The organism is Marisediminitalea aggregata (assembly GCF_900129565.1).
GTDB classification, from domain to species: Bacteria; Pseudomonadota; Gammaproteobacteria; order Enterobacterales; family Alteromonadaceae; genus Alteromonas; species Alteromonas aggregata.
In genome coordinates this window covers 759,525-771,493 of record NZ_FQWD01000002.1, presented here as the reverse complement: position 1 = coordinate 771,493, position 11,969 = coordinate 759,525, and the positions used below count along the sequence as shown (strand labels likewise).

Sequence of the window (11,969 nt, the reverse complement as noted above, 5' to 3'; positions counted from 1 at the left end):
CCTTGTTTTTTTGCATCGCAAGGCGCAGTATATTTGCTATACGCTATATTAAATAATAACTGAGCAATAGGTTTGGATTAGCAAATTCAAACGCGGCGTATATCTGCAAATTTGCACAATTACCTAGTGAGGGATGCACTAGTGTCAATGTATTCTGGTATCAAAAACTCTCTGGCTTCCTTTAGCAAAAAGGAAGGAAGCTCACTCACTGTACTTGCCATTGTACTGTTTCTTCTATTCGATTTTATTGCCCTGTCTTTAAATGTCTGGTTGTCATACCGAATTGAACAGCAAGCCATAAATATTAACTTGTCTGGTCGTCAGCGTATGTTGAGCCAACGTATGGTTAAAACACTGTTGCTGATGGACAAAAATATTCAGAATGAACAGGTCTATCTTGAGTACCTGGAGGAGCTGAGCAGTACTTTCGACCGCTTTGAATACACATTAGATGCCTTTCATCGAGGTGGGCGTACATTCTCCGCAGAGTCTGACATGATAGAAGTTGCGCCGCTAACCAGTGAAGCTACACGGGAAATTATTAATCAGGCGTTACGTGAATGGGCACCGTTAAGGCAGAAGGTTCGCCAGTTGATAGGGCGGGAATTCGATATGCTGTTACTTCAGCAAGCCAACGATGTCGCGCAACGAAAAAACCTCGCGCTGCTCGCACTAATGAACGCCCTCACCGTAGAACTCGAACATGAAACACAGGAAGAGGCGCAACGCATTCGCTTTTTCCAGGGGATAGCGTTTCTTTTGGCGCTGGTTAATTTTAGCGTTGCCATCATTTTATACAGACTGCGGGTCAGAAAAGCGCACCACACACTGGACCTGGTCGATAACATAATGAATCGTATCGCGACAGGGATCATCGTTGTTGACGCCAGTGGGTCAATCGTAAGAGCCAATAAGGTAATGGCTGAGATGAGCGGCTTTTCTCAGCAAGAACTTCTGAACAAGAAAAAATCTGTGCTGCTAGTTGATTATGAGGGTAAAACCTATGGGCTCAGAAAGTACGGGGAACGGTATCACTGCAAGCTTGAAGTGAGCAAGGTGACGCTAAACAACAAGCCCGCAACGGTGTATACCGTAATAGACGATTCAGTATCTGTTGCACAGCAGCAGGAACTGGCCCAGTTAGCTTATCACGATCAGTTAACTGATTTGCCCAATCGTCATTTGTTCAAAGACAGGCTCGATTTGGAATTAAAACATGCCAGCCGTCGGGGCGAAAAACTGGCTGTGTTGTTTATTGACCTCAATGGTTTTAAAAGTGTTAACGACCAATACGGACATAAATTTGGCGATCTTCTATTAGGTCGCGTCGCAGTTAGAATGCGTGATACGGTGAGGGAGTCAGATACGGTTGCCAGAATTGGCGGTGATGAATTTACACTGATCCTGACTGACGTGGCAAACTATCAACAATGCAAAGCGCTGGTGGAGAAAATACTGGCCGCAATATGCAAGCCTTATCTGATTCAGGACATCGTGGTAGACGTTGGCGCCAGTATCGGCGTGGCGTGTTTCCCGGATGATGCACAAGAGGAAGCGGATTTATTGAGCTTGGCGGATAAGGCCATGTATCAGTCCAAGGCATCTGGCGAAAGCCGGATTACTTTCGCCAGTGCATGGAGAAGCCCTGACGATTAGAGTTCTGGTAACACCGTCGCTTTGTGCAAAATAATGGGTTCTACGGGCGCGTCAGCGAACCCCAACAGTGCTTTGTATTCAGTTTCTACCTCACCCATGGCATCAACGACTTCGTACCCTTCAACTACCGCACCGAACACGGTGTAGCCCCAGTTTCTGCCCGGGTCGAGACTGTCGTTGTCGTCCAGATTAAAGAAAAACTGACGTGTTGCCGTATGCGGATCATTTTGTCTCGCCATGGCGACAGAATAGAGTGAGTTTTTCAATCCATTGCCTGACTCGTTATAGATTTCCGGGTACGAAGGCTTTTCGTCAAAGTCGACAGTGTAACCGCCACCTTGGACAACAAACCCGGGCACAACACGGTGGAAAATGGTTTCTTCGTAGCTGCGCTTGTCGACATAGCGCAAAAAGTTGTTCACCGTAATGGGGGCTTTTCTGCGGTCCAGCTCGATGACAATGTCACCCATGGATGTTTCCAGTTTTACTCTGGGGTAGTAATTGTCAGGTTGAATTTGCGAGCCGTCATCGGCTTTCTTCGCGGCAAATGCAGGTGCAGTTATCAACGCTAAACACAGTAGTAATGATCTCAGCATGAGGACTCCTTATCGTTTCGCTGCGCTGTAAATTACGAACTTTCGGTCATTGGCGATGGTGTTTACGCCACCAAATAAGCGCTTTAATTTAGGGTAATAATCTAAATGGCGGTTGGCTACCACGATAAGATGACCGCCTTTATTAAGCAGTTCATAGGCATCGTGAAACATCTGCCAGGCAATATGGTCGGTGATGGCGTTTTGCTGGTGAAAAGGGGGATTACAAAACACTTTTGTCACTAACGGTCTGTAAGGGCGATCCAGCAGAGACTCCAGACAGTTGCTGGCAACAAACTCGCATTGCTCAACTTGATCTTGAAAATTGTTTGCCACGTTGTCTTTGGCTGACTCAACCGCCATCAGTGATTCATCAACAAAGGTTACTTTGCATCCCGGCGCCAGTGACAGGGCATTGAGTCCAAGTACGCCGTTGCCACAACCCAAATCGACAACATGGTCATGGTCTGCGACGGTCATATGTTCCAGTAACAGGCGAGCTCCGATGTCCAGAGACTGCCGGGAAAACACATTGGCGTGGTTACTCACCGAGACTGCCTGACCGGTTGCCAGCGTGCATTGCCAGCGGGTCGGATAGGGCGATGAGACAGGCGTATTGAGTTTGCTGGAGTCGGCTTCACAGAAGATCAGTCGGGACTTCTTTTTGGCCAGTGAAGTACGGGTTGGGCCGAGATACTTCTCAAACAGATCTAACACGCCGCGGGTAACGGCTTTAACCTTGGCGGCGGCAACAATATGCGTTTGCGCCGACACTACACTGCGCAGTTGAATAAGCTGGTGTTCCAGAAGCGCAAGTGTTCGGGGGACTTTAATAACAACCAGCGCCGGAGCGGTCGGTAAAGAGGCCAGGCAATCAACCACGTCTACCTGTTTACAATGATTAACCTGCAGGTTTTCTGCCAGGGACAAGCGGGCAATGGTTGAGTCGCTAACCCAGGTCGGAACAGCCGTAGTCGCGTTCTGACCGGCAAAAAACGTAGCCAGTGATCCAAAATCATCGTTCATGATTATCCATGGCTGAGCGTCAGGCACGCATTGCTCGGTTAACAGGTGTTCGATAACCAGTTCATCGGCACTGTCCCAGGCCTGCAGGCTTTTGTGTTGATGCTTGGCCGGGTAACGAATCAACGTTAGCTGCCGGTCAAATAGTGTAAACTCTGTGTTCATGAACGCATTTTATCTTGGTGTTGAATACTGTGCAGTCTGATTTATTTCACACATCCACTCCGGGGCTTCAGGCATTGCCGCTCAAAGACGCCCAGGTGAGTTATCAGCCTGATTGGTTGTCGGAACAAGCCGCGTCGACACTCATCACGCAACTGCAACAAAGCTTGCCCTGGCGGCAGGATACTATCAAATTGTACGGCAAATCGGTATCGATTCCACGCTTGCAGAGCTGGCACGGGGCACCACACTGCGAATACACCTATTCCGGACTGCGCATGAAACCTCACCCCATGCCAGAGGCATTAGGCGCATTGCAACAACGGCTTACAGATGAGCTGGGCGCGCCATTTAATTGTGTGCTGGCCAATTGGTATCGCGACGGCCAGGACGGCATGGGGTTGCATGCAGACGATGAACCTGAGCTCGGCGAAGAGCCTGTCATTGCGTCTGTTTCACTGGGCGCGGAACGCAAGTTCAGTTTCAAGCACCTGCCCACCGGTGAGCGCACTGACATTCAACTCGAAAATGGCAGTCTGCTGGTCATGGCGGGTCAGACTCAACGTTTTTACCATCATGGGTTAAGCAAGACGCGCAAAATCATTGATGGTAGAATTAACCTCACATTTCGCTATATTTCACCGGATTTATGCAAGTATACGAGTTTATCGAATCACAACTGAGCGAACACCTTAAGCCCACTTTTCTTGAGATTGTGGACGAAAGTCATCAGCACAATGTGGCGCCTGGTGCGCAAAGTCATTTTAAGGTTACCGTTGTGACTGACGCTTTTATCGGGCAACGCCTGATTGGTCGCCATCGCCAGGTGAACGGCTTGTTGGCTGATGCATTAGCTGGCCCGGTTCACGCGTTAGCCTTGCACACCTATACACCTGAAGAATGGACCGCACGTGGTGAACAGGCGTTTGCATCGCCGGCATGTCGCGGCGGCAGCAAGGCGGGCTAGCAACATCTCACAACAAGTTACGCGAAGCCAATAAATCAAACGCAACGATGGTGACGGGTAACGACAGCAAGGTGGTGACCGCAATAATACTGGCCGCCAGTCGGTGATCACCACCTAAACTTCTTACCATCACGTAACTGGCTGCTGCCGTGGGCGAAATAGCCATGAGCAGTACAATCCCCAACGGCATACCACGTAGTCCGACAACATAGGCCAGTGCGACCAGCACTAACGGGTAAAACACGCACTTACTGAGCGTACTCAGTGAAATATTGAACCAGTCGTCACTAAACGAGCGGAATTGCAACGAGGCACCTGTGCAAAGCAGAGCCAGTGGCAACGTCAACTGGGCGAAGTACTCACCGGTGGTCACAGCAATACCTGGTAGAGACCAGTCAAAGTAGGAAAACGGCAAGGCACAGCAAATGGCAATAATGAGTGGGTTTTTCGCAATACCTGAGAGCTGTTTGGTCAGTGAGCGTTTGCCTTCCTGATAAAAATTCAGCACAAACACACTCAGAATATTAAACAATATGGTGACTAACCCCAGGTAAACCGACGCCGCGGCTAAACCATCGTTGCCATAGGTATTGGCGCAGTAAGCTAAACCAATGATGCCCATGTTGGCTCGAAATCCGCCCTGAGTCACCACACCTCTGGCGTCAGATTCTGACACCATGAAATGGCTTAGCCCCATGAGGACCAGAAAATACCCCAGGGTGCCTGCTAACCCAACGCCTATCAATAACGGGTTGGCAGCATGACTAAAGTCCGCCTGACTAATCGACAAAAACAGTAAGGCGGGCAGAGCAACGGTAAACACCAGTTTTGAGCCCATAGCGACAAAATCGTCGTTTATCAGTTTCACGCGAATAAGAATGTTGCCCATTACGAGCAAAGCGAGCACTGGCCCGATAACGGTAACCGCGAAGTCTATAGTGGAGGATTGCATGAGCGACACGAGGGAAAGTAATCAGGTCGATAGTCTAGCACTGAATGTTGTGATTTAGCAGAGGCGATCAGGCCGGCGCAATGGACTAAGCGGTGAACTGGGATATTGTTAGAAAATCCTAGGGTTATAAAAACTTAACCCGATGTGTACTGCCTGTTTATGGCAGCCACCTGAACTTGATAATCCTGATACCAACTGCGCTTACCTTGCTGCTGAGCAGCTTTGTGGAGTGGATCGTTTTTCCAACGCAGTACACTGTCTTCGTCGGGCCAGTAGGATAACGCAATTTCTTTATCGCCTTCACATAGCGCGGTAAATTCGAGGCAGCCGTAGTGGTCTAACGCCAGCTGGCGCAGTTTGCCTGCTTGTTGCAGGTACTCGTCATCTAACTGCTTTACCGTGGCGCGAAAAATGACCACGATCATGAAGGTTCATCCAATACCGTTCGCAAGCCGTTTTGCATAAGTGTTTCACGTCGGTTGTTAATCATAATCCGGGAGATAACCAGGCCAGCGATCAGTGCGACTACAGGTACCCAACTGGCAAATCCTACCGTGAAGTATAACCCGGCACCGATACCGGCAATCCACAACATCGGCACCAGCCAACTGTAAAGTGTATATGCGCGCTGTGCGGCGGGCGTGAAGGCGGCGGCCTGCGCCTGTTCCAGAATCTTAAACTGCTCGTGGCGTTCGCGTTGGGCAATTTCGGGGAAATGGTCGATATACTCTTTGATGTCCATAACTTTATTTTGTAAAAACCACACCGGGTCAGTAAATCGAATATCGTTCACAGGGTCAAGTGGGCGGTCAAATATTAACAAACTGTTAAAGGACAAAATGCCCGGATAGTGGTAGGATCCCCGACCGATTTTTAACCACCCCACTGAAGAAACAAACATGTTTGACATAATCTCCAGTAAAGACAGCAACATCAAAAACGATGTGCTTTCAGGGATAACGGTTGCACTGGCATTGGTGCCAGAAGCCGTTGCCTTTGCCTTTGTGGCAGGTGTAGAGCCAATGATTGGCCTGTACGCCGCTTTTATGATGGGTTTGATCACGTCTGCCATTGGTGGCCGTCCCGGTATGATTTCCGGTGCAACCGGAGCCATGGCTGTCGTCATGGTGTCGCTGGTAAGCGAGCATGGCGTACAGTATTTGTTTGCCGCCGTTGTGTTGGCGGGTCTGCTGCAGATACTCTGCGGTGTGTTCCGCCTAGGTAAGTTTATACGTCTGGTGCCGTATCCGGTTATGCTGGGCTTTGTAAACGGCCTGGCCATCGTGATTTTCCTGGCGCAGCTCGGCCAGTTCAAAGTAGCTGACGCACTGGGTGAACAACAGTGGATGCAAGGCACCATGTTGTACTGGATGCTGGGTCTGGTTGCACTCACTATGGCAATCATTTACTTGCTGCCGCGCCTAACCAAAGCCGTTCCTGCCTCACTGGCTGCCATCATTACCATAACGCTACTGGTTCACGGTTTGGATCTTGAAGCGCGTACGGTCATTGATTTTGTGCGTGATATGCTGCCAGCAGACCAGAAAGACAGTGCAACACTGGCTGGAGAACTGCCGTCATTTGCGATTCCGATGGTGCCGTTTACCTGGGAAACCTTCATGATTGTGCTGCCGACAGCAGTAATTTTGTGTTTGGTGGGCCTAATTGAATCCTTGTTAACGCTAACGCTTATCGACGAAATGACCGACACACGCGGTCGCGGTAATAAAGAATGTATCGGTCAGGGTGTAGCGAATACGGTTAATGGCTTCTTTGGCGGCATGGGTGGTTGTGCCATGATTGGTCAGAGTATGATCAACATTAACTCTGGTGGTCGTGGACGCCTGTCAGGTATTACCGCTGCTATCGTATTGCTTGGCTTTATTTTGTTTGCCGCGCCGCTGATTGAAATGATTCCGCTTGCCGCGCTGGTGGGCGTTATGTTCGTCGTGGTGATTGGTACTTTCGAATGGGCCTCGTTCCGCATTATTCGTGGTGTGAACAAAGAAGATGCCTTTGTATTATTCCTGGTAACGGCGGTTACCGTTATTGCTGACCTGGCTATTGCTGTAGTGGTAGGGGTCATCGTGTCTGCACTGGTATTCGCCTGGAAGCACGCGCGCCATATCGAAGTCAAAACACACGTCGACAAAGACGGCTGGAAAGTGTACGAGTTGCAAGGGCCCTTGTTCTTTGGCTCTGTAAGCCATTTCCGTGATTTGTTTGATATTACCAATGACCCGGACGATGTGGTGATTGATTTTCAGTCCAGCCGTATCTGGGATTCATCGGGTATCGACGCGCTGGACGGTCTGGCCGATAAGTACGAAAATGCAGGTAAAAAGCTGCATATCCGTCACGTCAGTCAGGAGTGTTTAGCACTGCTCTCGAAAGCCAATAAGTTCGTAGAGATCAACGTGAATGAAGATCCACGTTACCGGGTAGCCACAGATAAGCTGGGCTAACCCCTAATTTGAACAAGCGTTATTATAAAAACCGAGTCATTTCACACTGACTCGGTTTTTTTGTGCTCTACTGTTAGCTGTCGCTTCGGCTGATAAGTTTAAAACCCTGTGCTTCATAGTCGTTAATACACTTCTGGTATTTATTCTGGAGCTTAATCTCATCAAAAAACCCAAGTGAATAGGCATCGCATTTTACTTTCATTTTTTCGCTATTCTCCAACACGGCAACCAGCTTGAGTTCAGCAAACCCAAATTTGTAAGCCAGTTCAGAAAACTGTGAGTAGAGTAAAAAGATACAGGCAACCAGAAGGAGCGCAGTGATGGTTTTATTCATGGTTTATTCCCTTAAAAGTTGTTCATTGTTAGAAATCATTACTACTTTGTCATTGGAGAAGTAGCAATTATTGAACCAGTTTCCAATATCCCCTCATTCGGCGGCTTTCAGGCCAGTGGCTGGTATGCGCCTATTGTTTGTTTTAGTCACAATGTGGTGAATATGCTCACATTGTGAGTAATCGTAGCACCCATACTTTAGCGAAATATAAGTTGTTGATATTCAGATCTCTGTTTCAGCCAGTAGCTTCAGGATTTTCTCTTTTAGTGCATAAAGCGTCGATTTGTTTCCATCGCTGGACATCAATATGATGACAATCTCGTTTTCGAAATCATGGAATTTTAATGTGTGGTGAGATGGGTTCGAACCGTCATGTTGCCAGTAAAGTAATGCGCCTTTTTCATCCTTAAAGAATGAACCAAAGTCGTACAGCGCGCGATGTTGTTGTCCGGATAACACATCACCGTCCAGTTTGGCTTGAAGTGATGAAAATGGCAGTAATAGCTCTGACGTCAGGGCCTGCTCGAATTTCAATAATTCTTCCGGTGTAATGTAAACCGTAACGCCGTTGATATACGTCGGGTAATCACCTGCGGCCTTGTTGGCAGAGACATCTTGCGGGGTCAATTGCTGGTAGGCCTCCGTTATTTTTGCAGGCTCGAATATATGTTGTTGCAAGTAGGCTGAAAATGGCATGTTTGCTATCGCTTCGATTATCAACGCGCGGACCACAACATTTAAATTCGAGTATTGATATCCGCTTCCTGGCGTGAATAACCCCTCACTGCTAGCGATTTGCGAAATGGCATCGGCGGTTGAAATGCCACTGTGCCATTTGATTTTGGGGAAGCCTGAAGTGTGGTTGAGAACCTGATGAATGGTTACTTTCGACGCCCATTCAGGGAGCCCTTTGACATATTTCGAGACCTTGTCCTCATAAGACAACAGGCCTTGTGCTTCGAGTTGCATCATGCCGACGGTTGTAAATTCTTTGCCAACTGAACCTGGACTAAACAGGTGTTGGCGAGTTAGCGCCATCGTCTTTTCACTATCCGCGTAGCCAAGATAGGCTTCGACAATCAGCTTTTCATTCCGGGTAACTAAAATAGCGCCGTTGAAGCCTGCCTCATCAGCGTAGGTGTGAATTTCAGTCAGATTTAATTGGTTATTGCTACTGGCAATGACTTGCAGCGACATGCTCAATAACAATAAAAACATAAGGCGTGACTTCATAAATTCCCTTTGACTGTAACTAACAAACCATCTAATTATTCACAGTAACACGTTGCAATATGCGGTTCCAAGTACCTGCTGAATTAACGGATTTCTCCAGGGAGCCCGGATTTTGCTGCCCGATTTTGGGATGACGAAATGGGGCAGGGCCCGGCACTATATCATGCCGGGTTAATCGCACATTAGCGTTAGTTCTTTGGTTGTTCAGTGTAGCGTTTAAGTGGCAGGTTTATTTGAGATGACAGGTACCAGCGTAATTTCAGAAGCTCACCCGCTTGTGAAATGTGTTCATGGTTAACTGGCCCTCCTGTGCCGAGGTTCACCTGCGCATCCCTGTTTTTGTTTACGTTTAGCACCAAGGCTATTTTGCTGCCTTTTGGAATTAACTTTGATGTGAAGCGCGCATTGACAATAGGCACGCGCGTCAATTGATCAGGCTCCAGTAGCTTTCTGCTCTCATTGCTGTCGGCATGACTGGCGCGACTGCGATAGTTGTTCAAGTGAAACACCCTGCCATCTGGCAAAATATGATAATAGTTAAAGCCGATATCAACATCCCGTTTATTGACGGCAATATCGAAAAAGCCAGTGATCGAACCGGTTAATTCCATATCCTGTTCAAAAACAGGGGTTTCAATATGGAGCCCACCCTGCGTGTCCAGTGTGTCCTGAATAATTGGCCAGGGAGCCAGATTGCGCTGCTCCGTTCGGTCTGACATATCTACGATTTGTTCCAGGTAACGACCTGCATGGCGAGAAAGTTGCCGACCCAGTTTGTAGGGTTGTACTTCATTGGGCTCTAGGGGCTGTATAAAAAAGGGGATGTTCTGCTTGTTGAGCAGGTCAATCGAGTCGGCGAAGCGCCACTCGTTGGCTCCCATTAGCTGATAATTCACTGTATTTTGCACCAGTTCTGGTTTTGGTTTGTCCTCCAGTACATGATCGAACCAACGAAAAACAAGATCTTCTGTATCTTTCTTTAACGCAACCGGGTCCAGCGCATAATTGCTGTGATGAGAACGAGGTACATTTTGTGCCGTCCAGTGATTATAAGGGCCGATTAATAGCGCGTGGTTGGCGTTGCTGTTGTATTTGTAGTGTTCGTAGAAGTAATCCAGTGCAGAAATCTGGCCTCCCTCAAAATAGCCGGTAATGGTTAGCACCGGAATGTTTATGCGTTGATAATCGGTTTGGTAGGGCACCATAGCCTGGTAATAGCTGTCGCTTTGGGGATGTGCCAGCCACTTTTGAAGCCACGGACTTGGACGGCCAGCAAGTTTGTCGATATCCACAATAGGACGACCACTGGTGTAGAGTGTGTCGACAATGTCGTTTGTACGTTGCCAGTCACTGTAGACGCTGTCGTCGAGAGTCGAATTACTCGCGGCGTAAATAGGCCACTCGAAATTGCCGGTTAACGCAATATTATTTTCATAGGGGAGTCCGGTAATCAGGTTTGCTGCCACATAGGGGGCAATTGCTTTTAATGCCTTGGGCATGTGTTTGGCGGCTGCCCACTGAGTAAATCCATTATAGCTGCCGCCATACATCACTACCTTACCATTGCTCCAGTTTTGCTTTGCAATCCACTTAATCAGTTTCGCTGCGTCCTCGCCTTCGTGCTCCCAGGGGACAACACGGTTTTTACTTGAACGTTTTCCTCGGGAATTGGCGACTATGCCAATGTATCCGTGGGCGGCGGCATTCATTGCGGTTTTAATGTGAGCCGATTCGTCAGCGTAAATGGTGTATTGCAAAGCGGTGCTGGCAGGATTGCTCTGGTCCCGGCGACGCACAATGGTTGTAGACAGCGTAAGGTCGCTATCTAAGTTCACAACAGTGTTGGGCTCAATAATGAAGCGCCGGTGTTGCTGTTGTGTGATCACCGCATTGGCAACAGGAATGATGTCTGCAAGCACGTAGTAAAGCTGGCAATTCACGGCGATATTGAGCAACTCATCTTTGCTGAGTGACGATTCTTGTTGTGCTTGTTTGAAGAGGTTAAACACGTAAGTTCTGGCGTTGGATACTGACCAGCCCAGCGCCATGTTCATTTTTACAAATTGCTTGTCATCCAGCTTTGCCAGTTCCGTTTCAATGACGCTGGCAGCGATATGATTAAAGTCTGTGTCCGGCGCATCTTGCAATGCCAATACAGATTGGTGGTAAAACTGATAATGCGCATAAGTGTATAGCGCGTGCTGTTGAGCTGCTATTTTGTTGATAGTCTGCACGTCGCTTCGCAGTGACAACAGCGCTATTTTGTTAAACAGACTTTGCTGTGCAATTTCTTCTGGGGTTAAGCCGTTGGCAAATTTGTGCAAGGTTTGTCGAAACTGCGCAGAAGTAAGAATCGCATCCGCATCCCGCACCTCTTGTATGTTCGAATTGGCAATATCGGGGGGCACAGGAAAATCCTGCGTAGTACTTGCATAGGTATTGTGGGTGAAATTTAGTAAGATGATCGCCAGGTAAAAAAGCGGGGTGACGCGTTTAAGCGGGTCCATGTTAGCTCCGGTAGTACAAAAAATAAAACACATGACGCATCGTAAAAGACAGCAACAAACAACGTCCTGACCAACAC

Annotated in this window: 12 protein-coding genes; 4 read left to right on the top strand and 8 right to left on the bottom strand. The window is 48.2% G+C overall.

All coding sequences use genetic code 11. The annotated features are described in order from the left end of the window. The first annotated feature begins 147 nt into the window (after nucleotides 1-147). Nucleotides 148-1,656, top strand: coding sequence for a diguanylate cyclase domain-containing protein (locus BUB81_RS07500; protein ID WP_073320607.1), 1,509 nt, complete (start codon nucleotides 148-150; stop codon nucleotides 1,654-1,656). On the opposite strand, the gene BUB81_RS07495 is transcribed toward BUB81_RS07500, so the two are convergent. Then, on the bottom strand, nucleotides 1,653-2,252 hold the full coding sequence (locus tag BUB81_RS07495; protein ID WP_073320604.1) for a peptidylprolyl isomerase: 600 nt from the start codon (nucleotides 2,250-2,252) through the stop codon (nucleotides 1,653-1,655). The two genes, BUB81_RS07500 and BUB81_RS07495, sit on opposite strands and share 4 nt — an antisense overlap. A 9-nt stretch (nucleotides 2,253-2,261) precedes the next feature. Next, entirely contained in the window at nucleotides 2,262-3,437 is a 1,176-nt protein-coding gene (locus tag BUB81_RS07490) for a methyltransferase (RefSeq protein WP_073320602.1), read from the bottom strand. Nucleotides 3,438-3,466: 29 nt separating this feature from the next. Here BUB81_RS07490 and BUB81_RS07485 point away from each other — a divergent pair, with 29 nt between their 5' ends. After that, nucleotides 3,467-4,117, top strand: coding sequence for an alpha-ketoglutarate-dependent dioxygenase AlkB family protein (locus BUB81_RS07485; RefSeq protein ID WP_073321109.1), 651 nt, complete (start codon nucleotides 3,467-3,469; stop codon nucleotides 4,115-4,117). Continuing rightward, on the top strand, nucleotides 4,084-4,401 hold the full coding sequence (locus BUB81_RS07480) for a BolA/IbaG family iron-sulfur metabolism protein (protein WP_073320599.1): 318 nt from the start codon (nucleotides 4,084-4,086) through the stop codon (nucleotides 4,399-4,401). Before BUB81_RS07485 ends, BUB81_RS07480 begins: the two co-directional genes overlap by 34 nt. A 7-nt stretch (nucleotides 4,402-4,408) precedes the next feature. Here BUB81_RS07480 and BUB81_RS07475 read toward each other — a convergent pair whose 3' ends face one another. From BUB81_RS07475 to BUB81_RS07465, 3 genes are all read right to left on the bottom strand, one after another. After that, on the bottom strand, nucleotides 4,409-5,353 hold the full coding sequence (locus BUB81_RS07475; protein WP_073320596.1) for an AEC family transporter: 945 nt from the start codon (nucleotides 5,351-5,353) through the stop codon (nucleotides 4,409-4,411). Between the two features lie 134 nt (nucleotides 5,354-5,487). Further along, the gene (locus tag BUB81_RS07470) at nucleotides 5,488-5,778 is read right to left on the bottom strand and encodes an antibiotic biosynthesis monooxygenase family protein (RefSeq protein WP_073320593.1); all 291 of its coding nucleotides are present in this window, start codon (nucleotides 5,776-5,778) and stop codon (nucleotides 5,488-5,490) included. Next, nucleotides 5,775-6,254, bottom strand: a complete 480-nt coding sequence (locus tag BUB81_RS07465) for a hypothetical protein (RefSeq protein ID WP_139241526.1) — start codon at nucleotides 6,252-6,254, stop codon at nucleotides 5,775-5,777. The genes BUB81_RS07470 and BUB81_RS07465 overlap by 4 nt, the downstream gene beginning before the upstream one ends. Here BUB81_RS07465 and BUB81_RS07460 point away from each other — a divergent pair. Next, complete coding sequence (locus BUB81_RS07460) at nucleotides 6,253-7,818, top strand: SulP family inorganic anion transporter (RefSeq protein WP_073320587.1); 1,566 nt, start codon at nucleotides 6,253-6,255, stop codon at nucleotides 7,816-7,818. The genes BUB81_RS07465 and BUB81_RS07460 overlap by 2 nt on opposite strands. 73 nt (nucleotides 7,819-7,891) lie before the next feature. Here the strand turns inward: BUB81_RS07460 and BUB81_RS07455 are convergent, their stop codons facing one another. The 3 genes from BUB81_RS07455 to BUB81_RS07445 all read right to left on the bottom strand — a co-directional run bounded on the left by BUB81_RS07455 (nucleotide 7,892) and on the right by BUB81_RS07445 (nucleotide 11,892). After that, nucleotides 7,892-8,152, bottom strand: a complete 261-nt coding sequence (locus BUB81_RS07455) for a hypothetical protein (RefSeq protein ID WP_073320584.1) — start codon at nucleotides 8,150-8,152, stop codon at nucleotides 7,892-7,894. Between the two features lie 222 nt (nucleotides 8,153-8,374). After that, a complete protein-coding gene (locus BUB81_RS07450) occupies nucleotides 8,375-9,385 on the bottom strand; it encodes a serine hydrolase domain-containing protein (protein ID WP_073320581.1) in 1,011 nt (336 codons plus the stop codon). 188 nt (nucleotides 9,386-9,573) lie between these two features. After that, nucleotides 9,574-11,892, bottom strand: coding sequence for a CocE/NonD family hydrolase (locus tag BUB81_RS07445; protein WP_073320578.1), 2,319 nt, complete (start codon nucleotides 11,890-11,892; stop codon nucleotides 9,574-9,576). Nucleotides 11,893-11,969 lie beyond the last annotated feature (77 nt).

What these genes read in the sequence shown, in the direction of transcription:
- BUB81_RS07490 (WP_073320602.1), bottom strand. Translation starts at nt 3,437, where the DNA reads ATGAACACAGAGTTTACACTATTTGACCGGCAGCTAACGTTGATTCGT.
- BUB81_RS07500 (WP_073320607.1), top strand. Translation starts at nt 148, where the DNA reads ATGTATTCTGGTATCAAAAACTCTCTGGCTTCCTTTAGCAAAAAGGAA.
- BUB81_RS07470 (WP_073320593.1), bottom strand. Translation starts at nt 5,778, where the DNA reads ATGATCGTGGTCATTTTTCGCGCCACGGTAAAGCAGTTAGATGACGAG.
- BUB81_RS07455 (WP_073320584.1), bottom strand. Translation starts at nt 8,152, where the DNA reads ATGAATAAAACCATCACTGCGCTCCTTCTGGTTGCCTGTATCTTTTTA.
- BUB81_RS07450 (WP_073320581.1), bottom strand. Translation starts at nt 9,385, where the DNA reads ATGAAGTCACGCCTTATGTTTTTATTGTTATTGAGCATGTCGCTGCAA.
- BUB81_RS07445 (WP_073320578.1), bottom strand. Translation starts at nt 11,892, where the DNA reads ATGGACCCGCTTAAACGCGTCACCCCGCTTTTTTACCTGGCGATCATC.
- BUB81_RS07465 (WP_139241526.1), bottom strand. Translation starts at nt 6,254, where the DNA reads ATGTTTGTTTCTTCAGTGGGGTGGTTAAAAATCGGTCGGGGATCCTAC.
- BUB81_RS07480 (WP_073320599.1), top strand. Translation starts at nt 4,084, where the DNA reads ATGCAAGTATACGAGTTTATCGAATCACAACTGAGCGAACACCTTAAG.
- BUB81_RS07475 (WP_073320596.1), bottom strand. Translation starts at nt 5,353, where the DNA reads ATGCAATCCTCCACTATAGACTTCGCGGTTACCGTTATCGGGCCAGTG.
- BUB81_RS07495 (WP_073320604.1), bottom strand. Translation starts at nt 2,252, where the DNA reads ATGCTGAGATCATTACTACTGTGTTTAGCGTTGATAACTGCACCTGCA.
- BUB81_RS07460 (WP_073320587.1), top strand. Translation starts at nt 6,253, where the DNA reads ATGTTTGACATAATCTCCAGTAAAGACAGCAACATCAAAAACGATGTG.